The organism is Facklamia sp. P12950, assembly GCF_050409465.1.
Classification (GTDB): domain Bacteria; phylum Bacillota; class Bacilli; order Lactobacillales; family Aerococcaceae; genus Facklamia.
On record NZ_JBNUPK010000007.1, the window covers coordinates 82,593 to 108,004 of the forward strand.

The 25,412-nt window shown below is 35.0% G+C and carries 19 protein-coding genes and 1 pseudogene; 15 read left to right on the forward strand and 5 right to left on the reverse strand.

The genetic code is table 11. The annotated features are described in order from the left end of the window. From dnaI to ACQV2Q_RS07070, 5 genes and pseudogenes are all read left to right on the forward strand, one after another. Entirely contained in the window at positions 1 to 930 is a 930-nt protein-coding gene (dnaI, locus tag ACQV2Q_RS07050; RefSeq protein WP_428873624.1) for a primosomal protein DnaI, read from the forward strand. A gap of 25 nt (positions 931 to 955) precedes the next feature. Next, a complete protein-coding gene (locus ACQV2Q_RS07055) occupies positions 956 to 1,153 on the forward strand; it encodes a hypothetical protein (RefSeq protein ID WP_428873625.1) in 198 nt (65 codons plus the stop codon). A 330-nt stretch (positions 1,154 to 1,483) separates the two neighbouring features. Further along, positions 1,484 to 3,424, forward strand: coding sequence for a threonine--tRNA ligase (gene thrS, locus ACQV2Q_RS07060; RefSeq protein WP_428882372.1), 1,941 nt, complete (start codon positions 1,484 to 1,486; stop codon positions 3,422 to 3,424). Positions 3,425 to 3,576: 152 nt separating this feature from the next. Beyond that, positions 3,577 to 3,837, forward strand: coding sequence for an FtsX-like permease family protein (locus tag ACQV2Q_RS07065; RefSeq protein WP_428882373.1), 261 nt, complete (start codon positions 3,577 to 3,579; stop codon positions 3,835 to 3,837). A 9-nt stretch (positions 3,838 to 3,846) separates the two neighbouring features. Further along, positions 3,847 to 4,378: pseudogene (locus tag ACQV2Q_RS07070) on the forward strand (ABC transporter ATP-binding protein). Between the two features lie 18 nt (positions 4,379 to 4,396). Here ACQV2Q_RS07070 and ACQV2Q_RS07075 read toward each other — a convergent pair. The 3 genes from ACQV2Q_RS07075 to ACQV2Q_RS07085 all read right to left on the reverse strand — a co-directional run bounded on the left by ACQV2Q_RS07075 (position 4,397) and on the right by ACQV2Q_RS07085 (position 6,435). Beyond that, positions 4,397 to 5,635 carry a D-alanyl-D-alanine carboxypeptidase family protein gene (locus ACQV2Q_RS07075; protein WP_428882374.1) on the reverse strand — a complete coding sequence of 413 codons (1,239 nt, stop codon included), beginning with the start codon at positions 5,633 to 5,635 and terminating at the stop codon, positions 4,397 to 4,399. Between the two features lie 236 nt (positions 5,636 to 5,871). Then, positions 5,872 to 6,039 (reverse strand): hypothetical protein, encoded by a 168-nt coding sequence (locus ACQV2Q_RS07080; protein ID WP_428874550.1) that lies wholly within the window; start codon positions 6,037 to 6,039, stop codon positions 5,872 to 5,874. A 237-nt stretch (positions 6,040 to 6,276) separates the two neighbouring features. Continuing rightward, positions 6,277 to 6,435, reverse strand: a complete 159-nt coding sequence (locus tag ACQV2Q_RS07085) for a serine hydrolase (protein WP_428874555.1) — start codon at positions 6,433 to 6,435, stop codon at positions 6,277 to 6,279. 1,001 nt (positions 6,436 to 7,436) lie between these two features. Between ACQV2Q_RS07085 and ACQV2Q_RS07090 the strand changes: the two genes are divergently transcribed. Next, the gene (locus ACQV2Q_RS07090) at positions 7,437 to 8,213 is read left to right on the forward strand and encodes an O-antigen ligase family protein (protein ID WP_428882376.1); all 777 of its coding nucleotides are present in this window, start codon (positions 7,437 to 7,439) and stop codon (positions 8,211 to 8,213) included. Positions 8,214 to 8,294: 81 nt separating this feature from the next. On the opposite strand, the gene ACQV2Q_RS07095 is transcribed toward ACQV2Q_RS07090, so the two are convergent. After that, the gene (locus ACQV2Q_RS07095; RefSeq protein WP_428882377.1) at positions 8,295 to 9,563 is read right to left on the reverse strand and encodes a serine hydrolase; all 1,269 of its coding nucleotides are present in this window, start codon (positions 9,561 to 9,563) and stop codon (positions 8,295 to 8,297) included. 412 nt (positions 9,564 to 9,975) lie between these two features. Between ACQV2Q_RS07095 and infC the strand changes: the two genes are divergently transcribed. The 4 genes from infC (at position 9,976) to ACQV2Q_RS07115 (ending at position 19,028) form a co-directional block, all read left to right on the forward strand. Next, the gene (infC, locus tag ACQV2Q_RS07100) at positions 9,976 to 10,476 is read left to right on the forward strand and encodes a translation initiation factor IF-3 (protein WP_258436502.1); all 501 of its coding nucleotides are present in this window, start codon (positions 9,976 to 9,978) and stop codon (positions 10,474 to 10,476) included. A 34-nt stretch (positions 10,477 to 10,510) separates the two neighbouring features. After that, positions 10,511 to 10,708, forward strand: coding sequence for a 50S ribosomal protein L35 (rpmI, locus tag ACQV2Q_RS07105; protein ID WP_258436501.1), 198 nt, complete (start codon positions 10,511 to 10,513; stop codon positions 10,706 to 10,708). A 21-nt stretch (positions 10,709 to 10,729) separates the two neighbouring features. Further along, on the forward strand, positions 10,730 to 11,086 hold the full coding sequence (gene rplT, locus ACQV2Q_RS07110) for a 50S ribosomal protein L20 (protein ID WP_428874468.1): 357 nt from the start codon (positions 10,730 to 10,732) through the stop codon (positions 11,084 to 11,086). A 2,065-nt stretch (positions 11,087 to 13,151) separates the two neighbouring features. Then, complete coding sequence (locus tag ACQV2Q_RS07115; protein WP_428882378.1) at positions 13,152 to 19,028, forward strand: Spy0128 family protein; 5,877 nt, start codon at positions 13,152 to 13,154, stop codon at positions 19,026 to 19,028. Between the two features lie 293 nt (positions 19,029 to 19,321). Here the strand turns inward: ACQV2Q_RS07115 and ACQV2Q_RS07120 are convergent, their stop codons facing one another. Further along, complete coding sequence (locus tag ACQV2Q_RS07120) at positions 19,322 to 19,984, reverse strand: DsbA family protein (protein WP_428874466.1); 663 nt, start codon at positions 19,982 to 19,984, stop codon at positions 19,322 to 19,324. Between the two features lie 256 nt (positions 19,985 to 20,240). Between ACQV2Q_RS07120 and ACQV2Q_RS07125 the strand changes: the two genes are divergently transcribed. The 5 genes from ACQV2Q_RS07125 to ACQV2Q_RS07145 all read left to right on the forward strand — a co-directional run bounded on the left by ACQV2Q_RS07125 (position 20,241) and on the right by ACQV2Q_RS07145 (position 25,296). Next, positions 20,241 to 20,885: a GTP pyrophosphokinase gene (locus ACQV2Q_RS07125; protein ID WP_428874465.1), complete on the forward strand. Its 645-nt coding sequence runs from the start codon at positions 20,241 to 20,243 to the stop codon at positions 20,883 to 20,885. 21 nt (positions 20,886 to 20,906) lie between these two features. Next, complete coding sequence (locus tag ACQV2Q_RS07130) at positions 20,907 to 21,722, forward strand: NAD kinase (RefSeq protein WP_428874464.1); 816 nt, start codon at positions 20,907 to 20,909, stop codon at positions 21,720 to 21,722. Between the two features lie 28 nt (positions 21,723 to 21,750). Beyond that, positions 21,751 to 22,644 (forward strand): RluA family pseudouridine synthase, encoded by an 894-nt coding sequence (locus ACQV2Q_RS07135; RefSeq protein WP_428874463.1) that lies wholly within the window; start codon positions 21,751 to 21,753, stop codon positions 22,642 to 22,644. Between the two features lie 13 nt (positions 22,645 to 22,657). Beyond that, a complete protein-coding gene (gene mgtE, locus ACQV2Q_RS07140) occupies positions 22,658 to 24,025 on the forward strand; it encodes a magnesium transporter (RefSeq protein ID WP_428874462.1) in 1,368 nt (455 codons plus the stop codon). Between the two features lie 200 nt (positions 24,026 to 24,225). Next, positions 24,226 to 25,296 carry a M42 family metallopeptidase gene (locus ACQV2Q_RS07145; protein WP_428874840.1) on the forward strand — a complete coding sequence of 357 codons (1,071 nt, stop codon included), beginning with the start codon at positions 24,226 to 24,228 and terminating at the stop codon, positions 25,294 to 25,296. Positions 25,297 to 25,412 lie beyond the last annotated feature (116 nt).

The window sequence follows — 25,412 nt, forward strand, 5'->3', positions numbered from 1 at the left end:
ATGCAATCCATCAAACAGCTGATGAAAGATTTTGAAAATCAAACACCCCAATCTGCTTCAAGTCAAGAAATGACAAAAGTGCTTCTCAATTATCCTGCTATTAAGGATTTTATCAATGCTAATCAGGACAAAATTTCACTAGAAATGATCATGAATTCTCTATCCAAACTCAACGAGTATCGGATGGAAAAAGAAGCCATGGCAGCAGGTAAAGAAGGGCAAAACCCTGGTTTTACACCGGAACTTTTTATCAACTATAACTATATAGATGTTACCTATGTGCCCACTCAAAGTTATTTACATCAACAGGCCCAAAGAAAAACAGCTGCTTTAATTGATAATCGGATGATGGCTCTAGATGTTCAAAAAGCAAGGCTTGAAGATTACGACTTAACCAGTCCGCAACGTTTAGTGTTGATGGAAGCTGTCACAACTTTTATTGAAGAGATTAAAGTGAATATTCGTCAAGCCAGAGGTATGTATATCGCTGGACCGTTTGGTGTTGGAAAGACCTATTTATTAGGGGCCTTAGCCAATGCTCTAGCCAGTTTGGGTTATCAAGTATCGATGATTCATTACCCAACCTTTACGATGGAAATGAAGGCTGTGATTGGGCAAGACAATCAATTATTTATGATGTTAGAGCAAATTAAGAAGAAAACAGTTCTAATTATTGATGATATTGGGGCGGAATCGAATTCAGCTTGGTTAAGAGATGATTTATTAGGGGTTATACTCGAACATCGGATGAAGGAATCCTTACCAACATTTTTCACTTCCAACTTCACAATGGCAGAGTTAGAAGTTCATTTAGCTTCTAGTCGTAATGCTTCCGACGTGACGAAAGCGGCAAGAATCATGGAAAGAATTAAATTTTTAACTAAGGAATGGCAATTGACGGGAGAAAATCGCCGCTTATCTAACCGTTAATTTATTAAAGAGAGGAAATCGATGTATGAGAGATGGATTCAAATCAACAGATTTTAAAAAAGAGCAAAGGTTTATATTGCTAGTCCTTGCTATTGCACTGATTATTCAAATAACGGTGGCAGGGTTGTATTTCTTTGTGGAAAAGCAAACTGTTTTATTATTTCCTATGTTTTTAGGGATTTTAGCTAATTTGACTGGCATTGGCAGATTAATGCAATTATGAAACTAATTCTTGCATTTTTTTAAGATTGATGGTTTAATGAATTTAACTCAAGATAAGAAATTAATGAGAAGTCACGAAGTTTAATTCCCTCATTTCAAGAGAGAGGTCGTTTGCTGGAAGACCTTAATGATAATTAGCTTTACCCCTTCTTGAATGCTCGACCCAAGCATGAGTTGTAAGTCGAGACGTCGGAGGCGTTAACTCTATGAGATTATCTTATAAAAGATAATGAACTTGGGTGGAACCACGTCGAATACACGTCCCATTGGTTAGTAATAGCCAATGGGACGTTTTGTTTTAAGTTTCAGTAGTACGGAGGAGGAATCTTATATGTCAACAATTCATTTAACATTACCGGATGGTGCTGTAAGAGAATATCAATCAGGCATCACACCCATGCAAGTAGCAGAATCTATCTCTCGTTCTTTAGCTAAAGCAACCTTAGCAGGTAAATTTGAAGGAGAGATTATTGACCATAATCGACCAATTGAAAAGGATGGGTCAATTGAGATTATCACTAATAAAAGTGACGAAGCTTTACAAATTATGCGTCACTCAACCGCTCACTTAATGGCTCATGCTATGACTCGTTTGTATCCAGGTATTCACTTTGGTGTAGGACCTGCCATTGATTCAGGATTCTATTATGATACTGACAAACCAGATCCAATTACCGAAGAAGAATTGCCAAAAATTGAAAAGGAAATGAAAAAAATTATTTCAGCCAATTATCCAATTGAACGGCGAGTGGTATCGCGTCAAGAGGCTTTAGAGATTTTTAAGGATGATCCTTACAAGCAAGAGTTAATCAATGATTTACCTGAAGACGAAATTATCACCGTCTATACGCAAGAAGATTTTACTGATTTATGTCGTGGAATTCATGTGCCTTCAACTGGTAAGATTAAGACTTTTAAACTCTTGTCACTCGCTGGAGCTTATTGGCGTGGCAATTCTGATAATAAGATGATGCAAAGGGTTTATGGAACAGCATTCTTTAAACAAGAAGATCTAAATGAATTCTTAAGATTACGTGAAGAGGCCAAGGAGCGCGACCACCGTAAATTAGGTAAAGAATTGAACATATTCATGATTAGTCCGGAAGCGGGATCAGGTTTACCTTTCTGGCTACCTAATGGAGCAACTATCCGTCGTACCATCGAACGCTATATTACTGATAAGGAAATTTCATTGGGTTATCAACATGTTTACACTCCAATCATGGCCAAGACGGATCTTTATAAGACCTCGGGACACTGGGATCATTATCAAGATGATATGTTCCCGCCTATGGATATGGGTGACGGTGAGATGCTTGTTCTAAGACCGATGAACTGTCCACACCATATGATGATTTATAAAGATGATATTCATTCCTATCGTGAACTACCTATTCGAATTGCAGAATTAGGGATGATGCATCGTTATGAAAAATCAGGTGCTTTATCAGGCTTGCAGCGTGTTCGTGAAATGACACTTAATGATGCGCATATTTTCGTTCGTCCTGACCAAATTAAAGAGGAATTTAAGCGTGTGTTACAGTTGATTTCTGAGGTATATCAGGACTTTGGCATTACAGATTATCGTTATCGTTTATCATACCGTGATCCTGAGGATACTAAGAAATACTTTGATGATGATGAGATGTGGGAAAAAGCCCAAGCTATGCTTAAAGAAGCTATGGATGAATTAGAATTGGATTACTTTGAAGCGGAAGGGGAAGCAGCTTTCTATGGGCCTAAGTTAGATGTTCAATTCAAAACAGCTATTGGCTTAGAAGAAACCATGTCCACAGTACAATTAGACTTCCTACTTCCAGAACGCTTTGACCTAACTTATGTAGGTGAGGATGGTCAAAATGACCATCGTCCGGTTGTTATCCACCGTGGTGTAGTTTCAACTATGGAACGATTCGTTGCCTACTTAATTGAAGAGTACAAGGGATCCTTCCCTACTTGGTTAGCTCCAGTTCAAGTTGTTCTTTTACCAGTTAATCTCGCAGCCCATGGTGAAAAAGTAGAAGAAATCTATCATGCTTTGAGAAATGTTGGTGTTCGCGTTGAAATGGACTTGCGTAATGAAAAACTTGGCTATAAGATTCGTTCAGCTCAAACTTCTAAAGTTCCTTACCAATTAGTAATTGGGGACAAAGAAGTTGAATCTGGTAATGTGAATGTTCGTCGTTACGGTCAAGAAAATTCAGAATCAGTTTCGGTTGAAGATTTCATTGCAATGATTTTAGCGGATATTAATAATAAATCGAAAAAATAAAAAATTATAATTCTAAACACTTATCGCCCAAATTGTCTTTATTAACTACTTAAAGGCAAATTTGAGACTAAGTGTTTTTTTTATTCACAAAAATTATTTTCTAATAAGGCGGCAGTTATTAGCAATGATCATAGCAGTCTTGTATAGGTGTCATGAAGGCACAGGGTATTTCAAGCTTTTTTATCGGCAGCTCAGTCGTCTACCAAACTTTACTAATGGCGGTTATAGGAGCCACGCTCGGTTTGATATTTACTCTTTTAACAGCCCTTTATTTACCAGCAAAAGTACCTTTTGCTTTTTCATGGGAATTAATTGGAATTACAATGGTCTTAATGATTGTCTTTGCGGTTTTAGGTGGATTGCTTTCAGTTAGACAAATTGTACGCATTGATCCAAGTCAAGCGATATCTTAGGAGATAAACGTGAAAGCCATAGAAATTAAAAATATTGAAAAAGTTTTAAAGATGGTGACAAAACAATTCAAGCTTTGAAACAGACTAATTTTGAGATTGAACCAAGCGAATTTGTGGCCATAATTGGCCCAGCTGGTTCTGGTAAAAGTACTTTATTATCGATTATTGGAGGGCTCCAAAGTCCTTCAAAAGGTCAAGTCTACTTAAAAGAAGATTTTTCCGCTTTAAGTGATAAAGAACGTACTAAACGCCGCTTTGATAAAATAGGTTTAATTTTACAAGCCTCGAATCTTATTCCTTTTTAAAAGTTAAAGATCAATTCCGCTTAGCTGATGAACCGACGGCTAGTTTAGATAGTGAACGTGCTTTCGAGGTAGTGGATCTTTTAGCAAAAATGACTAAGGAAATAGCATAAGCAACAATTATGGTGACGCATGACACGCGGCTAATATCTAAATGTGACCGATTTTTTAAAATGATAGATGGAAAATTAGAAGAAGCCGATAGCAATGAATATTTAAAAAGCAGATTTCCTTTTTAAAGGAGATCTGCTTTTTAATCATCTAAAATTGTCAAATATTCTTTTAATAAAGTTAGTTATTGGATTATCTCTTCGATTTTCTAAAGTGTTTTTTTCTTGTTCGGTTTGAGACTCATTATCTTCTTCACCATCTATGGAAGTTTCATTAAGCTCTTCTTCAACTTTGGATTGAGTGACTTGATTAAGGGGTAAGTTTTCATTTTGATATAAATCAGGATGTTCAGCTAAAGCATCAAGAATCAAGGTTAATTGATCATAAGAAGAAGAATAACTTCCATCTTCTTGGATAAAGTTCCCCATGGATAAGGCAATAATTTCACGCCCATTTTCCTTGCCTGTCGCTACAAAACTATCTCCTGCACCATCTGTGAGACCGGATTTAAGGCCATTAATTCCTTCTCTTCCTAATGATTGACCAGGTAAAAGAGGGTTAGGGGTATTAAAAACTTGGCTAAAGTCGCCATCTTCCTGGAAAACATAAGTTTTAGCAGAAGAAATATTTAAAATTTCTGGAAATTCTTTAATGACATTTTGAGTCATCAAAGCTAGGTCCTGAGCAGACATTGCGTTTTCATTACTAGCTAGAGACCCAGCCATACGCCAATCTTCAGGTATAAATTCATTAGGGACACCAGAAGTTGTGTATAAATCGAAATCTACAAAGCCCCAATTATTAAGTTGGTCGATCATCGCTTGAACAGCTGCAGTTTCTGAACCATAGATTTCTCGCATCAGTAAAGAGGCTGCATCATTCCCTGAACGCATAATTAAAGCATGAAGTAAATCATCTACAGTATATTTTTGACCAGCTATTAAAGGGGTGCTAGTTAACTCAGGGTTATCAGAGAGTGCTTGAGTTAGATCACTGGGAGCTTCAATTTCACTTGTAATTTTTATTTTCCCATCTTCAATTGCTTTATAAGTAAGATAGGCTGTAAGAATTTTAGTTGTAGAAGCAATTGGATAGGGGATATTACTTCCTCTTTGAGCTAAAATTCGATTTGTTTCAACATCTACCACAATGAAGGATCTTGAACTAATTGAACTATCAAAAAAGCTGGTTAGCTCCTCTGGGTAATCATCTGGCATGACGACCGTCTTGAATTCTTTGGCCTTATTAATATCTCTAGACAGATCAGGTAATTTAGATAAATTTTCAACTTGGGCTGAAATAGCTTGATTGAATAAATTGCTAAAAAGCATGACTAAAACAAGTTTTTTAAAAAATTTTTGCCAATTTATTGAATGTATAGGCATAGGCTGTCCTCCTTAAAATGGGTGTGACTAACGTTAAAACTAGTCAATAAACTATTCTTTATTATAGCGAAATCTCAATTTAAGTCCAATTGAGATATGAAATTTAAAAAAATCAAAGAAGCATCAAATTTCGTTCACAGTTATGAAAAGCGCAATTTTAAATGTTGATTGGTAAAAATAAAAGAGATTACAACATAGTAATTTTTGATAAAATAGTTTTATTTATTGGGAGAAATTTAATAGAGAGACCACTCATTGATAATAAGGTTAAGTTTTCCCATAAATTGATCCACTGTCCCAATTTCTCTTTTCATTAGAACCAGAGCATAGATAGGGTGTCCATTTTCAAAATAAATAGCTGTACCGTGATAGGCATAATCCAGTTGTCCATATTTAGCAGCCATACCACCTTTGATATAAAGCTTAAAGTGTTGATCTTTTTCAGAAATGGATATGTATCTAACTAGAGGTAAATATTCTTTATCTTGGGCAATTTGTTTTAGTTAAACTAATAAAGTATTAGGAGTAGCATAGTTATATTGATCATAAAGACTTTCTGTTTTTTGACTAGCCCCTGATTTTTCAACCAAATCACGTTTAAAGTCTCCAAAATTGTTTTGATAATAATTAATCAGAATGTTTCAAGCGATGTTATTTGAATACACTAATAAATTTTCAATCAGCTCTTCTAATTGGTATTCAGACTGAATGGGACTATGGGTATTTTTTTCTGCACCTGATTCAAAATCAACATTGCTGGCAGGCAATTGACTTTTCCAGTTAAGTTTTCCCTCTTCAATTAATTAGATGTAAAGAACAGCCGTTCCAACTTTATTGCTAGAAGGAGCATATTGGCCGATAATTTCGTTTAAAAAGTGAGATTCTTTAGTGAAAAATTATAGTAGGAAATGCCTAGACGAGAAGATGGGGAATTATAGTCATTTATTAAATCATTCACTAAATCAGTAACTGAACGATAGGAATCATAATTTCTTGAATAGGATGTAACTTGATGTTCTTCAATCCGATTTTTTCATCCATGCTGGTTTCTTGAGTCTCAATAGTTGTACTTAGTCTTTCTGACGCAGTTGTAATAGATTCTTCGCTATCAGAAGGAGAATGAGAGTCCTGCTGACAGTCAACTAGAAATATCATAAAAAAGCTAATAAAAAGTTTTTTATCGACATGAGCATTTCCTAAGATAATGTAAGAAATACGGTGTCAACCACATAAACATTGAACTTATTTCTAAATAACGAGTCCATTTAAGCTTTGAGATGAACTGTATTTGGTTAATAATAACTACTTTATGAATAATCTTCAAGATAAAATCTGTTTTTACTTAATGAATATATGGAGCATCTTTTGCTATAATAATAAATATTAGTCATGGAGGTGGATGGTAGTGAATTTGAAATCTTTGACTCAAAGTGAAAATCTTGAAGGTAATTTATTCTTATTGGTGTCAGTTTCAGTCTTATTACCTTTTTATGTTGGTAGCGCTGTTATTTTTTTAACAACCTTATATCTTCTATTTCAACACCGTCGAGACTTGAGACAGATAATGCGCAAACAGAGTTGGTTATTTATCTTTTTGATATATAGTTTAATCATATCAATCTACTTTAGGAATTATATCGGAGTTGCCGTCACATTTGTTCTTTTTTTACTTTTTTTACTATTTAATTTTTATTTTCAAATAATGACTCCTCAGCTTTTTTTAAAACAGATAAAAATTTTCACATGGGGGTCTATCCCGTTAGCTTTGCTAGCGTTTGTAAGATATACTTACTATGTTTTTATGAATGGTTACGATTTATTTTATATTTTTAAGTATCATAATCCGCAAATTCGTGCAGAAGCAACGTTTTTTAATCCTAATTATTATGGACTATATATTGCCATGGTTTTAGTAATGGCTATTTATTTAATGGCGAAAACAAAGCGACCACTTGATCGTTGGTTATCGATGATAGTCATCTTCTTAAATTTAATTAGTTTATTTTTAACTGCTTCGAGATGGTCTATTCCTACTTGTATTGTAGGGATTGTCCTTATGGTATTTTTCTTAAAGCCTAAAATAGCATGGGGGATTGGTTTTGCTTTAGCAGGAGGTTTTTTAACTTTGTTTATAAAACCTGAATTATTACCTAGGTTTACTACTTTGGCGCATGCTTTTGATGACCGTTTTGCAATTTGGTATACTGGATGGCAAATATTTATAACAAGCCCCTTAATCGGAAGAGGGCCTATGGCTTATGTTACCTTTTATTATTTGTTTGCAGATCAAGGAAAAATGCATGCCCACCAGTTATTGATTGATACACTAGCTAATTACGGTATTGTAGGTCTAATGGTTTTAACAATGGCTTTTAGTCATTACTTTAGGAATGTAGTTGAACGAGTCTTCCAACCTAAAATTAGACTAGAATTAGGTCTCATTGTGTCAATATTAGTAATCGTTCTTTTTCACGGTATGATGGATGTGGGAATTTTTTGGATACAAACAGGCTATATCTTACTAAGTATTCTAGTGGTCCCTTTTTGTGTTCTCGAACAATTGGAAAATGAAGTTTAAAAGTATGTTGATCAAATAATTTTGAATACAAAATTCACCCACGCAACTTTTGTTGAAGAAGTTGCGTGGGTGATGTGATTATTATTGAATCTGTTGGTAATGGTACCATTCATTTACGCGTAAATTTAAATCCCCCATAAAATTATCGAGTGTACCCAGATCGTTGGTCATTAGCACTAGACTATATATAGGCTTTCCATCTTCGAAGTATATACCTGTATCGTGATAACCATTACCATACTGACCATATTTAGTAGCCATTCCTTTATCAACGTACAGCTTGAATCGTTGTCCTTTTTGTGCGATTAACATGTAGTTTATAATAGGTTGATAGCTATCATCGAAAGCAATTTTATTAAGATAACCGATTAGCATATTGGGTGTCGCATAGTTCATATTTTGAGTTAAAGCAATCGGTTTATTATTAATGCCTGATAGTTCGATTAAGTCATTGCGATAATCACCATAATTTTCGTAATAATAATCGATTAAAATGTTCCAGGCAGTATTATCTGAATAGACTAGAAGGTTAGAAATCAATTCCTCTAAGCTATAATATGAGCGCAAGGGATTATTGGTGATTCTACCATCACCTTCTTCTAAATCCTTTTCGCTAGCAGGCAGTTGACTATCCCAACTTAGGACACCTGCTTCAATTAGGTCGAGATATAGGACGGAGGTTCCCACTTTGTTGGTAGAAGCTGCATGACGTGCTTCATTTTCGTTTAAGTAATAGGATTCTTCACTTACAAAATTTTGATAAGCAATACCTAGCTTAGAAGAATCAAAGCCATATTCATCAATTAAATCTTCGATAATTTCTTGAACGGAGTCATATTGATCGTAATCTAAGGAAAATGATGAAGCGGCTGGTTGTTGTTCGGTATCATCTTCTTGTGTAGTTTCAATAGTTGTTTTTCCACCACTTGCAGAGGTGGTTTCTTCCTTATCGGTTGTTCCGTCATCTTCAACTATTGGTTTATCTTCTTTAACTGTTTCGGTACTTTCGTTAGGCTCTATGGAAGAAACTTCTAAGTCTTCGTTTGTCTCTTCTTTATCATCGTTTGACTTGTTTTGCTTTTTTATAATTGCTTTTCTTAATTTGTCAGTTTTGGATAAAGTTGTTTCTCTACTCTCTTCTTTAGTAGAAGATATTTGATCATCTTCATCAGCAACTGACTTTTCAAGTGAGGAAGAAGGTTGACTTTGTAATGATTGTGAATCCTCTAATGAAGCTTGATTGTTAGATGAGTCAACTGAAGAGCTTTTCACTTCAGGGGATGAGGTATTTTGGCAAGCTGTTAACAGCCCTATCATAATCGTTCCTATTATAAATTTTTTTAAGTCCATTAAAAAACTCCTAATATTTAGATTTCTGCAGTATTATATCATCAATTATGATTAATAGCTAAAGGAAATTTGCGCTCTAAGAATTTGAGGACGAGACGTTAAGACATAAGCATGCCCATTTAGAAGCACCTTGTGTAACATATGTTTGACAACTCTAGAACACTCTAGAATGCTCTAAGAATTTTAACTTGATTTATCAAATGAAGCGTGATACACTGTATAAGTTGAGAAAACAAGTAGAAACAAACCGTTTCTCGCCGGGCATTAGAAGATGTAGGGCAAATCATTTATGGAGCAGAAAATTCTGTTTTTGTAAATTGATAGAGACGGCACGTATACAAACGGGCTGTTTTTTGTTTTTATTTGTCACTCATAAAAATTATGGAGGTGGACTCATATCGCTAAAGAAGCATTGATTAATGGGCAAATTCGCGCTAAGGAATTGCGCGTCATCGGTGATAATGGAGAACAAATTGGAGTTAAATCGCTACAAGACGCTTTAACGATTGCTGAATCTTTTGATTTGGACCTCGTGCTCGTTTCACCGCAAGCTAATCCGCCAGTTGCACGGATTATGGATTACGGTAAATATCGCTACGAGTTACAGAAAAAAGAAAAAGAACAACGTAAGAATACAAAAGTAGTCAGTGTTAAAGAAGTACGTCTCAGTCCTTCAATTGATGACCATGATTACCAGACGAAATTACGTCAAGCAATCAAGTTCTTGGAAAAAGGCGATAAAGTGAAAGCAAGTATCCGGTTTAGAGGACGGTCAATTACCCATAAGGATTTAGGTTTAGATGTTTTGGAAGACTTTATTGAAGATACAAAAGAAGTTTCGACCGTTGAGTCAAAACCTAAAATGGAAGGCCGTAGTATGTTTACCATACTCGCACCCTCGTCAGAATCATAATACGATTAATAAGTAGGAATATAGGAGGATTATTATGCCAAAACAAAAAACTCACCGCGGTTTAGCAAAACGCGTTAAGAAAACAGGTACAGGTAAATTGAAACGTTCACGTGCATTTACTTCCCACCGTTTCCACGGTAAAACTAAAAAGCAACGTCGTCAACTACGTAAATCAGCTTTAGTTTCTGCTTCAGATATGAAACGTATTAAGCAACAAATTTCAGCTTTATAGGAATAAAGGAGGAAGAAAATCATGGCACGCGTAAAAGGTGGATATGTTACACGTCAACGTCGTAAACGTACATTAAAATTAGCTAAAGGTTATTACGGAGCAAAGTCAAAATTATTTAAGACAGCTAAGCAGCAAGTTATGAAGTCATACATGTATGCTTTTCGTGACCGTCGTCAAACCAAACGTAATTTCCGTCGTTTGTGGATTACACGTATTAATGCAGCAGCTCGTCAAAATGATATGAGTTACTCTGTATTAATGAATGGTTTGAAAAAAGCCGGAATCGAAATTAACCGTAAAATGTTAGCAGATATTGCTATCAATGATGCAGCAGCATTTACTGCTTTGGTTGAGGAAGCCAAAAAAGCATTAGTTTAAAAAATAGACTCTATATCAAATAGGGCTGATGATAAATTAAGGAGACTAAGCAGTTAATATCTGTTTGGTCTCTTTTTCTTTTTCTTCGGATACAAATTGTCTCGCGTTAAAAGATTTTATCTTTAAAATGACAATAGTTTCGGGAGTCATGGACATTGCGCTTAAGCACTTTAAATTTATTGATCACCCCTTAGTTAGTTCAGGATGGTTGAAGGTAATCTCAAGAAAGTTGTTGGGATTCCGAAGGTTCTTCTTAACCTAGATGATAGCCGGGAGGTTGAATTGTCACGGAGTAAGACCTTAAATGCTTTGTGACTAAATTTTTCTAAGGGATAGTGTAGCTTTTGTATCATTTGATAGGTGCTTTTAAACACTTGCTTCTGATTTTATAGGTCATTGTCCCTATTGTCGGTATTGTTCAAAAACAGTCCCCCAATATCTTTTGATTTATTGTAGAGCGCCTGTCTCTATGATGTACTTGATTTATCCAATGAATGTGCAACCGATTTAATTCAGGATTAAGGGATTGAACAACGATATGAAACCGTTCAATAATAATCAAAGTATTAGGGCTCAATTGGCAAGTTAAGGCAATGTAGACTGTGTATCAGTCAATGAAAATAGTTTTTACCTTATTTTATTCATGATGACTATAACGGTAAAAGTACTTTTTTAGATATTTTAAGTGACATCTTCTACAACATCTATGACTTGATGGGGAATGACATTGCACTAGCAAAGCTTACAGCCCCCTTCACTGTTGGAATTGACTTAAACTTATCAAACAAATCTTTTAAGGGAAGGTCGGTGGCCGTTTATGAGAAACGGAAGCGAAGGCAATTATGACATGATGCACTTATAGATAGATATGTTTGATAAGCAATCATCTTTTTTGAGGGCGTGTGAATTGTTAAACACGCTATTTTTGTTTGGTAGCACTAGAGATGAAGCAATGTATCTACAAGGGCTTATTCTGAGCAGGAAAGTGTGGTGATCAAAGCTTGTTTGTTCAGACAAAAACAGACCTTTCCTAAGCCTTATAAGGAGCTAATAATAGGTAAATAGTTAGCCTTTTAATGACAGTCTTTTCCTTATGATAGTAGGAGCAAGGATGAAAAGGGTGAACAGGAGAACTTAAGGCGCAAGAAATATAGTGATTATTTTTGACTTGTGCGACTCAATTATGAGAGAAATTAATGTTTGGGTCTTTAGTATTGAGGACTGTTCTATCTTATTAGTCATGTACAGACTTCTTTCTATATAGTAGAACATGCTTTTAATACATTAAATGTCTGTGTTTTTGTGAATGATCCCTATAATTTATAGAATCATAATATGTTGAAGCCAAAATCAAGGGAATCTTGATTTTGGTTTTTTGTTTTATATGGAAGTAAACATTTTGAAACATAATTAAATTTAAAAAGAATAGTTTCTTGATACTAATAGAAAAGTTATTTTTCTTTTACGTTCAATTAGTTAAAAGTTAATTAGTAGGAAATTTTTAATCTGAAATTTAACCATAACACTACTACAATTCACATTATTGTGGTAATATAGGATAAAGTCCATGTAATTGTGTAGATTATGAAAGTCCATATAAAGCCCCTTTTACGGCGCGATGTTTTTGCTATAAAACATACCTAGTAGATTTTTATAGAGGCTAAGAACATCTTACATTGAATAATGAAGAGTTTAAAGCATTATTAAATAAGCGATAAAGGGGAATGTCTCTAAAACATTTAATAACCATGTTTAAAAAAAGTAATGAATAATTGACAAAAACAATTTATTCAAGCTGATGGTTACAGGTGATTCGAAGGGTGTCAGAGTCAAAGGATATATATGACAATGGCTCAGTTCGATAAGAAAGCGTATTAAATTTGATCAACAAGAGACTGTTAAAACATTGCAGTGTAATTCACACAGGATTATGGGCTTGACTTAATATTATGGGTATAAAGACACTAATGTGAGAGATTTTATGAATTAGAAAGGAGTTATATGAAGAAATTATCAGCAAGGATAAAGTGAGTTTGAGCAAAAGTTAATAAGGAGGCGAATTGTAATGAATAAAAAAATAATGGTTAATTTAGTGTTGACAATGATGCTTGTGTTGAATATCGTTTTCTCACCACAAACGATGTACGCAGTTTCGCAGGTGTTTGATACAGATACTACTACCATGGTAAAGAATGAAAAAATTGTCGATGGCCAAGTGCTCGAAACTAGGACTAAGAATAAAGCTGGCGAACAAAAAGATGTGGATAATAACATTTTAAAGGATGAAACCCTTCTGGAAGAGATAGGAGATGATAATCTAAACGAAGAGACACAAGTGGATAATTCAAACAACTCAGAAGATGATGCAGAACATCTTCCTCAAAAGAAAACAGAAGTCCCAGTGGATAAAGCGCCAGAAGGCATCAACAATATTGATCCTCCGATAGATGAAACGGCTGTAGAGAATGAAATGGTTCCTGAAAACGCTACTTTTAGTGTCCTTCAAGGTAACTGGGTGAAAAATGTTGTTATGACTGTCACCACAACAGACAATAACACATTCATTTTACCTGATGGGGAATCGATAACTTTTACTCCATCAGAATTAAATGCTTTAATACTTGATTATACTCTAGTTAGTCCTCCTAATACGGTAATAAATGCTGGGGACACTTATACTATTGTTTTGCCAGAAATTTTTGAAGGAAGTTCCGCAGCTGTTTCACTTCTGGTGGAAGGTACAGAAGTGGGTACTTATACTGTAACTAATGGGGAAGTTGCCATTCTTTTTAATGATAAGGCTAAGGAATTTGATGATTTAAATATAAACATAAAGATTTCTGGACAGTTCGATACAACACAATTGATTGAAGAAGAAGTTATTGAGGTTGTCATTCCATACGGTGAAGGAGGTTTTTTTACAACAACTATCATTGCTGAGGAAATACCTTATGACGGGGAAGATAAAAAAATAGCAGGACAACCCTATATTATTGATGAAAACGGAGAAAAAGTATATAAAGATGTAACTGGACAACCAGTGACAAACCCTACACATATAGATTGGACCGTTCGATTAAATGATAGTATGGCCACCGTTTCAGAGGCTACATATACCGATTATTTTGGTGATGATTTAGAGCTTTTACCAGAAAGTATCTTAGTTGAAAAGCTCATTCGTAATTACGAAAACCAAGTGATAGGCCAAGAAGAAGTAGTGGTTGCACCGTTAATAAGTGATTCGCGCTTTGAAATTGACTTAGGGTCAATTGAAGATGCCTATGATATTAGCTATACTACATTAATTAATCGACCGAATGGGGGAGGAGCTAAAACTATCAGTAATACTGGATTAATTTTCCTAGATGGTTCAGAAACTCCTGTTTCTGATAGTTTTGAGGGAACGTGGTATGAAGATCTACCGACTATTACTAAACAAGGTTCAATCTCAGAGCAAGATCCCTCGATAATTGATTGGGAAGTTACTTATAATTATGGCCAGGAAGATCTTGGGACAGTAATTTTAGAAGATTTAATAAGTGGAGTGGACTCTCAAACGAAGAATATTACAGAAAAAATTAAACTTTTAAAAGATACGATTAAAGTGCGTAAGGTTGTTCCTGATAGTAACGGCAATGTTTTAAACCCAGAAGATTTCACACCAGTTAGTGGAAGCTTTCCTTTAGAACTTAATGCTCAAGGACAAGCCTATTATATTACTTTTTCGACAGAAGTAGAATTGGGTGTTCAGGGGACAGTCACTAATATTATCTCTGATAATCTAGATCCACAAAATAGTGCAACCGACTCGGTTGTTATAAATACTATTCCAACTTTTGGTAAAGCTGGGGAGCAATTGGTAGATGATGAAGGTAAGCCATATATTGAATGGAAAATTACCCTTAATTCGCAAAGAATCAATATGGGTAGCATGACAATTCGAGATGTGTTTGATCAAAGTTTATTAGACTTTAATGTTGCAGATTTATCTTCATATGAATTATACCAAGATGAGATAACAACAGAAAAGTTAATTGGTAATAGTAATTACTACATTCGTAATTATACACATAGCGATAATCGAGAAGGATTTGCTCTGACTGTCCAGAATGCAGGACCTCATAAGTATATATTTGTTTATCGAACATATTACACGACAGCAGGACTGCAAGAACCTAATATAGCTAATAATGCTGAACTCGTTTACTTATTCGGTGAGGAAAGTGGACCTGGAATTTCTTTTGATGTTAACTTAGCAGGTCCTAAAGCAGGAATAAAAAAAGTTGGTTCTTATGTAACTAGCGAAGATAAAACTGAGCAATTTATTGAATGGAAGATTACTTTTAATGAAAGTAATATTAATCTTACTAAACCAATAATTGAAGATAGTTTTAGTAGTGGCAATTATAAGTATGTAAATGATTCTTTTGAATTAACTTCTACAAATGAAGGTGCTTTGGCTTTTGATCCTACTGCATTAATAATGAATCCAAGTCAAGGATTTACCTATCAATTTGGTACTGATACCAATGCTACTTATACTATTAAATATCTTACAACCGTAGATGACGCCAATAACCTCGACCAAATAAATAAAGTTACTTTAGATTGGCAAGGTGGTAAGGAAGAAGCAACAGCTAATGTTTATAAACGTCAAGCAGGTATTAATAAGAAAGCTAACATTGTGATTGATGCTGAAGGTAATAAACACATTAATTGGATTATTAATTTCAATACAAAAAAAGCCGTTTTAGCTAATGTAGTAATCACTGATCAATATTCTCCGTCAACAGCAGACATGTCTAATATTCTTCTATATAGAGACGGAGAGGAAGTTGATCCTAGCCAATACCAGGTCATTGAAGAAAGTCAAGGATCATTTGAACTTATATTAGGAGACATTGATGCAGTTCCGTATACGCTCACATATACAACTAGTCTTTCGTCAGGAGAAGAAGTAAATCTTATTCAAAACAAAGCGTTATTAACTTATACAAACGGGAGTGAGCTAGCCTTTATAAAAGTTCCGAGCCCTGCTTTATCGGTTAACAAAGAAGCAGTGAGCCTAGACAAGACTCCAGATAATCCTGTTATCTCATGGGAAATAACTGCGAATGCGAACACATCAAATCTCATTAACTTAGTAGATCCTGTTTTAACAGACACAATACCAGGCGATCAAGCTTTAATTCAAGATAGCATTAAAGTTTATGATCAAAGTGGCACCCTTATTACCGACAATCTTAATGTGACAATTAACACTGATTCCAATAGTTTCGTCATTCAACTACCAAACGGATCTTATCAATACAAAGTACAATATGACACGGAAATTTTGCAATTCCCATCATTCCATGAAAGTGTTTTGGACAGATATACTAATTCAACTACTTTATCAATGATATACGAAAAAGAAGATGTTGTCGCTAGTGTATCAGATACAGCCTACTTGGATTATTTTGCAAATAACAACAGTGGATTGGTTGCTAAAACAGGGACACAGAACCAATTAACCGAAAACATTGATTGGACAGTTACCGTGAATGAGGAAGGTCTGACAATCAAGAATCCAATAATAGAAGATCAACTTTCGGATAAACATAGTTATCTAACTGATTCATTTAAAGTTAGAGATAGCGCAAATAATCTTTTGAATATTAATGAAGACTATTCAATTACTTTCGCTGAAGATGACAGAAGTTTCAAGTTGACTTTAAACGATACAATAACGCAAGCTATTACAATTTCTTACTCCACACGATTAAATGATAATTTAATTGGTACTTATCAGGTTACTAATACCATTACATTAAAGGGCGGAGAAGAGAGAAAAATTATTAAAGAAACAGTTACTGAAACAACTGCTCAACAGTATCAATTTGGTGGAGGCGGAACAGGGAGAAAACTTGATTTTAAAATTCTCAAAAAGGCTAAAAGTGGAAAAGCTATACGAGATGTTGGATTTAAGATTGAAAACATAGACATTCATGGAAATGTCGATACGGTAGTATCGGAAGTATTTACAAGCGAGGAAGGTATTTATATTTCAGATAAATTGAGAGCTGGAAAATATATTCTCACTGAGACATCAACTCCTGAAGGTTTTAAAACACTTGCATCATCAATTTATTTTACAATTAACTATTCGGTTGACAATCCACAGTCTTACGAATTACAATTACTTAATTCAAATGGAGAAGTTGCCGAGATACCTAATGTATCAACCAATGGTAATGTAATAACAATCATCAATGAACCCAAAGAGGTTAAGACTCCGTTAAAAGCAAAGAAGATTTTAAGAGGTCTAAATTTAGCTGACGGACAGTTTCATTTTGAATTACTAAATGAGGATGGAGAGATTATTTCTCGAGCTAAGAACGATGTTAATGGTAATATAGTGTTTGAAGCGCTCACTTTTGACACAGTAGGTGATTACCAATATATGATACGTGAAAAAATAGATCAACAGGCAGGGGTAACTTATGATACAAATCAATATAATGTATTAATATCAGTCACCTACGATGAACAAGGGCACTTAGCAACTAATATCCAATACGAAGAGGATGATCTACCTACCTTTAAAAACTCTTATACGCCTAAAGTTGGAAAACTATCATTATTGGCTGAAAAAAAAATAGAGGGTCTTTCTCTAGAAAAAGACCAGTTTAATTTCCAAGTATTTAATGAAAATGAAGAAGTTGTTGCAACAGGTACGAATGATAGCAATGGAAAAGTTGTTTTCAGTGAATTAACCTTTGATAAAATTGGAGTATATAGGTATAAAATTGGTGAAAAGAAAGATAACCAGCTAGGTATTGCGTATGATCAAACAACCTATGATGTGATCGTTAAGGTAACCGATGACGAGAAGGGTCAATTACAATTGGTTGTAGAATATCCTAACAATAAGGTTCCTGTCTTTACCAATGTATATACTACTCAACCAGGAAAAGCTTCATTAATTGCTAAAAAAGAATTAACAGGTCTTGATTTAATAGCTGGTCAATTCAATTTTGAAGTCCTAAATTCTGATGGTGAAATTATTTCGACAGCATCGAATGATATAGATGGGAAAGTAGCATTTACTGATATATCTTACGAAAATGTTGGAGAATATAATTACACTATTCGTGAAACCCAGGATGATCAAGCAGGTATCACTTATGATGATTCAACATATGATGTTACAATTATAGTAACTGATAATGGAGCAGGACAACTTGTTCATGAAGTGGTTTATCCTGATCAAGCTATCCCTGTCTTTAAAAATAGTTACACAGCAGCAAAGGGTGTACTTTCATTAGTCGCAGAGAAAAAATTAGAAGGATTAGACTTAGTAGCGGGTCAATTTAACTTTGAAGTTGTGGATACCAACAATGCAGTCGTAGCAACAGGTACGAATGATAGCAATGGAAAAGTAGTCTTTAGTGAATTATCATTTGATACGGTAGGCGAGTATGCGTATACCTTACGTGAAGTGTCAGACAATCAAGCAGGAATTACCTACGATGATTCAGTGCATGAAGTAGTAGTTACCGTAACCGATGATGGGACAGGTTTATTAAGGTTAAGTGTCACCTATCAAAATGATGCAATAGCTGTTTTCAAAAATATTTATACTGAAATTTCAGAAAACCCTAAAGATCCTGAAAAACCTCAGGAACCAGAAAACCCTAAAGACCCTGAAAAACCTCAGGAACCAGAAAACCCTAAAGATCCTGAAAAACCTCAGGAATCAGAAAATCCTAAAGACCCAGAAAAACCAGAAAAACCAGAAAAACCGAAAAACCCGGATAACCCTAAAAATCAAGAAAACACTAAGGATACTTTACCTATAACCGGTGAAGAAACTACTTATTCATTATTAGCTCTGACAGTTTTGATTATTGGTTTGATGATTTATCTTTTGGGTAAAAAAGGTTTAAGTAAGAAATTTTAGGAATAGATACCCTTAAGACATTTGTAGATTATAATTTACCGAACAAATGAACGTTATGGAATCACTTTTAAGGTAAGTAAAACAGACGAATCGCTTGATTCGTCTGTTTTATTCTTATAAAAGGGTGAATTTTTATGAAAAATAGCCTCCCAAAAGGTCTACTCTGTGAGACTTGAGAGGAAAATTTTAGGAGGGAAATAATTGTTGATAGTTAAGTATTATAATAAAAGTCATTCAAAAAACTATTGAAAGAAATAAGCGGTCAATCTCTGAAACGAAAGCCTCTCGACCTCTTATTTCAATAAATTAAAATGGGTAGAACATTTAACAGAGTGATCTAAATGTTGTGAATGTAATAAATCTAGATGATCAATAACGGATTCATAAGTAACATTATCCTCGAGCAAAATCCCTTCATCTTCACGGGTAGAATCAAATATCACAAGACTAGGGGTTGAATGAACACCCATGGCTTTAGCAATTTTAAGGTCATTAAAATATAATTCTCGTGTGAAATCGGAATAGAAATCCTCATAGAATAAATCTGAATCTAAACCATTGCTTGCAGCAAGGTCCATAATTAAGTTTTCGTTCAAAAGAGATAGATCGTGATAAATTTTTTGTTGTAAATCTTTTAAAAAGCATCTGCCTTTACGTTTGCCTTGAAAGTGTGCAGCTTTTACGGCTAAAGCAGCTTTATAAAGTTTGCAGTAGAGGTCATTACGGACTGCTAAACTAGGTTGAATAATGCCTAAACGCTGCATAAAGTCATTTAAAATCTCTTCATTATGTATACAAAGAATATTAATGTCAATCTTTGAAGAAATTAATTTACTAGCCTTATTAATCTCTTGCTCGGAATAGTAGCATTTTCGCCCTAAAGGATTGACAAACAAATAAAAGTCAAAATACTTTGCCTGACCATTAAAGTGATAATCAATCATATAATTTTCCACACTATTCCTCCTTCGTATTACTTTTTCTTAGTATAAGCTTATCATAAACATAGTGTAATCTATAATAATACGCCTAGAGTGAAAAACCTCACAAATAAATAGTATGCCGTAAAATGATAGATATTTCAACTAATGAACAGTTATATACGAAAACCCTTTGACTTATGGTAAAATATTTTCTGGATGATATTAATCAATTAGACTGATATGGGTTGAATATTTTGAAAACTTGTAGAGGGCTAGAAAGGGGGAAATCATGGAAAATAAATATGTATATGAAGAACCTTTTGTCGACAATTGGGCATTGTTCTTAGCCCCTTATGGTCAGGCTGTTGAAGAATTGAAGCTAAAATTAAAAAGTATTCGCCAAGAATATATTGATTTGGATAGACACGCACCGATCGAATTCGTTACCGGACGAGTAAAATCACCTGAAAGTATTATGGAAAAAATGGCTGTTAGACAAATCAAAGCCAAAGATTTCCTTTGTGGTGTTCAGGACATAGCTGGGGTTCGAGTGATGTGCCAGTTTGTTGAGGATATCTATGAAGTAGCAGATTTACTATTAAGACGGTCTGATTTTAAAGTCATTATGATTAGGGACTATATTAAAAATCATAAGCCGAGTGGGTATCGTTCTTATCATATGATCTTAGAGTATCCGGTGGAAAGAATTGAAGGAAACATTTCGGTTATTGTGGAAGTACAAATTAGAACTTTAGCGATGAATTTTTGGGCAACCATCGAACATTCGTTAAATTATAAGTATGATGGCAAGTATCCTGTTGAAATATTAGAAAGACTTCAACGAGCTTCTGAGGCTGCCTTTCTACTTGATGAAGAAATGAGTCAGATTCGTGAAGAGATTCATGAAGCAACCAAACTGTTTGACTCGCGTTAAGAGCAAGAGTAAGGAGAAACTATGAAAAAGATTGGATTAGTATATAATAAAAAAGCTTTATCAGTTGCCTATGCTCAACGACTTAAAACTAAACTCCATCACTATCAATTAAAAGAGCTCTCTAACGGGGAAACTCCTGACTATGTAATATCAATTGGTGGAGATGGCACACTTTTATCAGCCTTTCACCAGTACCAGGCATTTATCAATCATACTCAATTTATAGGGATTCATACGGGACATTTAGGGTTTTATACGGACTGGTTAGGCGAACAGATGGATCAAGTTTTACAGAGTATTGTTGAAAATGACGCTGAATCCATTTCATATCCCTTACTATCGGTAGCTATTACTCTCGGTAATGGAAAAAAGAGACATGTTCTAGCCCTCAATGAATGCAGTATTCGTTCGCATCGTAAAACAATGGTGTGTGATGTGGAAATAAAAGACCAATTCTTTGAAACATTTCGTGGGGATGGATTGTGTATTGCGACACCAACCGGGTCTACGGGGTTAAACAAATCTTTAGGTGGAGCGGTAATGCATCCACGAATTGAAGCAATACAGATGACAGAGATGGCTTCGGTTAATAATCGTGTTTATCGATCCTTGGCCTCGCCTATTATTTTACCGGCTGATGAATGGCTCACTTTAAAACCAGATCCATCCAATGAATGGATGGATATCACGACTGACCATCTATTTTGGGCGGACCAGACAATTGATACGGTGCGCTTGCAATTGGCTAAGGAGAGAATTCATTTCGCTAGCTTTAAGCATATGCATTATTGGAATCGTGTAGAATCCTCTTTTATCGCTAATCAAGTGAGAAAATAAGTTTAATCAATAAAAGGTGAGGTTTATAATGGAGTTGAAGTGGTTTTATGATCAATCGGAAGAAATAACGATTAAAGAATTTTTAAGACAACAACAGTTACCAAAGGCCTTTTTAAGAAAGGTTAAGCTTGAAGGTCAACTGTTATTGAACCATTTAAAAGTACCTGTTCGTTTTAAAATCCGTAAAGGAGACTGTCTTCATTTATTAGCTCCCATCGAGCGAGGGCATGAAACAGTTCCACCTTCAGATGACCCAATTGAAATCGTCTATGAAGATGATGATCTACTTATTTTAAATAAACAAGTGGGAGTAGTTTCAATTCCTTCTTTAGCAAATCCTTCGAGTTCAATTGCTAATCGAGTGAGAGGTTACTACCAAAAGCAAGGCTACTCGGATCAAGTAATCCATATAGTAACAAGGTTAGATCGTGATACATCAGGCTTAATGTTAATTGCTAAGCATCGATTAGCTCATGCATTGATGGATCGTCAAGTAAGAGCAGGTCAAGTGGTTAAATATTACCATGCTCTAAGCAGTCGCAGTCAATGGTCAGACCATGGTATAATTGAAGCACCTATTGCACGTACGGAGTCTTCAATTATAACCCGGCGTGTTCATGAAAGTGGAAAATATGCCAAGACCGAATATTGGTGTCAGCAAACTTATCCTAATGGAGCGCACTTAAGAATAAGGCTTCATACAGGACGAACACATCAAATTCGGGTACACTTAATGCATATGGGAGGTCCTTTAATTGGCGATGATTTATATGGAGGTCCTTTGACCGAAACGATCAGACGTCAAGCGCTTCACTGTGGCCAATTGGAGTTTAACCACCCCATGACTCAACAGCCCTTACATTTTGAGATGAATCTACCAGAAGATATGCAAGATTGGATTCAAGCCCAGCAAGTTAACTAAGAGAGGAATAGCAATGGAAGTATTTGAAAGAAGTTTTGAAGAAAGCGTCGCTAGTTTCAAAGCTATGCTGCAAAACAACCGTATGACACGCTTTCGTACTGAGTTTTTAGCGTTACATAATTATGATCAAGCCAAAATTTTTACTGAGTTTGTCAGTTCTGAGCGAAAAACAGTCTATCAATATCTTGCTCCCAGTGAACTCGCTGATGTCTTTGATGCCTTTGAATCAGATATTCTTCACTTGAGTGAAGAGTATTTCCTAGAGATGGAAAATGCCTATGCAGCTATTGTTTTAGGTGAAATGTACGCGGATAATGCGGTGGATATTTTAAATAATATTGATAATAAAGAAAAAGTAAATACGTACATGCATTTAATGCCTAATAGGTCTGCCCGTGAAATATCTCGTTTGATAAACTATATTGACGAAACAGCAGGATCCATCATGACGACTGAGTTTGTAACTGTCAAGGAAGAATATACAGTTAAACAAGCCTATGAACACTTAAAAACGGCAGCCGCTCAAGCAGAAACTATCTATTATGTGTATGTGATTGATGAAGATAGACGACTAAAGGGTGTTTTATCTTTAAGAGATCTCATTGTTCATGATGATCAAACCTTAATCTCAGAAATCCTTAATCCTCGTTTAATAACAGTTGAAGTAAATGATGATCAAGTAGAGGTAGCAAAAATGGTACAAGATTACGACTTATTGGCCCTACCAGTTGTAGGCTTTGATCGTGAATTACTTGGTATTATAACGGTAGATGATGTTTTAGACGTTATTCAAGAAGAAGCAGACAGTGACTACTCAGGTTTGGCTGCGGTTGATGTTAATGAAATTCATACTACTCCATTTAAGGCTTCTAAAAGTCGCTTGCCTTGGTTAGTTACACTGCTATTTATGGGGATGGGGACAGCCACTCTAATTTCTCAGTTTGAAGGTTTGATATCCTCAGTGCCTGTTTTATCTAGCTTTGTTACATTAATAACCGGTACAGCAGGTAACGCTGGAACTCAATCTTTAGCGGTTGCTGTTCGCAAGCTTACTAATAAATCAGAAGATGATAAATTTTTTGATTCTTTTAGTTTTGAATTACTAACAGGAGTAGTCACAGGATTGGTAGTTGGGTTAACCATAGCCCTAGTGGCAGGCTTTTGGAAAGGAAACCTCTTTTTGGGTATGATCATAGGGATTGCTATGGCTTGTGCAATCGTGGTGGCTAATATTGCCGGTGCTTTGATTCCTAAACTCATGATGAAGATAGGCTTTGACCCCGCTGTGGCTAGTGGTCCATTTATCTCAACTTTAAGTGACTTAACTTCAGTCTTCATTTATTTTACAATTGCCCGAGTTTTTTTAACCTATTTACCTTAATGATAAGAAAAGCCTCTAGCTATAGACACCCACTTGTTTTAGAATTTCAATTTTCAAACTCTGGTCCAAGTATAAAAATCTAAAGGATTGTTATTTTTTCATAATTTGCTTTTGAATTTAAGGCTAATTGTTGTATAGTAGAATCAAGTGATTACAATGATTTATCTTTTAAGATGGATCAATATAAAGGAGAGAACAGAATGGTAGAATTGAACTATCAATTATCAGAATCAGATCGTGCACGTTTAGAACGTGTGAAAGAATTAACCGAGATTCCTTCACCAACTGGTTATACTGGTGAAATTGTGTCGCATTTAATGAAAAAATTTGACCAGGATAAAGTGGAGTATACTAAGACACCAAAAGGAGGTTTACTAGTAACTTTAGAAGGAAAAAATAAAGAACGTCAGCGTTTTATTACAGCTCACGTGGATACTTTAGGAGCGATGGTTCGTGCGGTAAAAGCTGATGGTCGTTTGAAATTAGATCTAATCGGTGGGTTTGTTTACAATTCGCTAGAAGGAGTATATTGCAAAATCCATTCTGCAAAAACAGGTAAAACTTTTGATGGAACGATTTTAATGCATCAGACTTCTGTTCACGTTTACCGTAACGCAGGGTCATTAGAACGCAATCAAGACAATATGGAAGTTCGTTTAGACCACCCTGTTTTTAACCCAGAAGATGTAGCAGAATTAGGTATCGAAGTAGGAGATTTTATTTCTTTCCATCCACGTGCAGAAATTACTGACTCCGGTTATTTAAAATCACGCCACTTAGATGATAAAGTGAGTGTTTCCCTTTTATTAGAAGCTATTGAAGCAATTAAAGCTGGAGAACTTAAATTAGCACATACTACTCATTTCTATATTTCTAATAACGAAGAAATTGGCTACGGTGGAAACTCTAACATTGCTCCAGAAGTTGAAGAATATATTGCTGTCGATATGGGAGCATTAGGAGATGATCAAACTTCAGATGAGTATACAGTGTCTATCTGTGCTAAAGATGCTTCTGGCCCTTATCATGTTGGCTTACGTAATCAATTAGTTGGATTATGTGATGAAAATAAGATTCCTTATAAAGTAGATATCTATCCATACTATGGTTCAGATGCTTCTGCAGCTATGCGTGCCGGAGCAGATGTACGTCACGGATTGTTTGGTGCTGGAATTGATGCTAGTCATGCCTTTGAAAGAACACACATCACCTCAGTAATTGCCACATATGACTTAATTCATAAATACTTAGAAGCAGAGATGGTAGATTAATCGTTTTTAGGTAATAGACCTAGTCATTTCTTATAGATGAGAAATGACAGGTCTTTTTTTGTTGACGAATTGTCCAATCAAATGCAACACCGATAGTAAGAATCCAAAAAGTTCTT

Excerpts from the sequence above, each read along its gene's own strand:
- rpmI (WP_258436501.1), top strand. The coding sequence starts at position 10,511 with ATGCCAAAACAAAAAACTCACCGCGGTTTAGCAAAACGCGTTAAGAAA.
- mgtE (WP_428874462.1), top strand. The coding sequence starts at position 22,658 with ATGGAAGTATTTGAAAGAAGTTTTGAAGAAAGCGTCGCTAGTTTCAAA.
- ACQV2Q_RS07095 (WP_428882377.1), bottom strand. The coding sequence starts at position 9,563 with ATGGACTTAAAAAAATTTATAATAGGAACGATTATGATAGGGCTGTTA.
- dnaI (WP_428873624.1), top strand. The coding sequence starts at position 1 with ATGCAATCCATCAAACAGCTGATGAAAGATTTTGAAAATCAAACACCC.
- rplT (WP_428874468.1), top strand. The coding sequence starts at position 10,730 with ATGGCACGCGTAAAAGGTGGATATGTTACACGTCAACGTCGTAAACGT.
- thrS (WP_428882372.1), top strand. The coding sequence starts at position 1,484 with ATGTCAACAATTCATTTAACATTACCGGATGGTGCTGTAAGAGAATAT.
- ACQV2Q_RS07075 (WP_428882374.1), bottom strand. The coding sequence starts at position 5,635 with ATGCCTATACATTCAATAAATTGGCAAAAATTTTTTAAAAAACTTGTT.
- ACQV2Q_RS07080 (WP_428874550.1), bottom strand. The coding sequence starts at position 6,039 with ATGGCTGCTAAATATGGACAACTGGATTATGCCTATCACGGTACAGCT.
- ACQV2Q_RS07130 (WP_428874464.1), top strand. The coding sequence starts at position 20,907 with ATGAAAAAGATTGGATTAGTATATAATAAAAAAGCTTTATCAGTTGCC.
- ACQV2Q_RS07055 (WP_428873625.1), top strand. The coding sequence starts at position 956 with ATGAGAGATGGATTCAAATCAACAGATTTTAAAAAAGAGCAAAGGTTT.
- ACQV2Q_RS07115 (WP_428882378.1), top strand. The coding sequence starts at position 13,152 with ATGAATAAAAAAATAATGGTTAATTTAGTGTTGACAATGATGCTTGTG.
- ACQV2Q_RS07065 (WP_428882373.1), top strand. The coding sequence starts at position 3,577 with ATGAAGGCACAGGGTATTTCAAGCTTTTTTATCGGCAGCTCAGTCGTC.
- ACQV2Q_RS07135 (WP_428874463.1), top strand. The coding sequence starts at position 21,751 with ATGGAGTTGAAGTGGTTTTATGATCAATCGGAAGAAATAACGATTAAA.
- ACQV2Q_RS07090 (WP_428882376.1), top strand. The coding sequence starts at position 7,437 with ATGAATGGTTACGATTTATTTTATATTTTTAAGTATCATAATCCGCAA.
- ACQV2Q_RS07145 (WP_428874840.1), top strand. The coding sequence starts at position 24,226 with ATGGTAGAATTGAACTATCAATTATCAGAATCAGATCGTGCACGTTTA.
- ACQV2Q_RS07125 (WP_428874465.1), top strand. The coding sequence starts at position 20,241 with ATGGAAAATAAATATGTATATGAAGAACCTTTTGTCGACAATTGGGCA.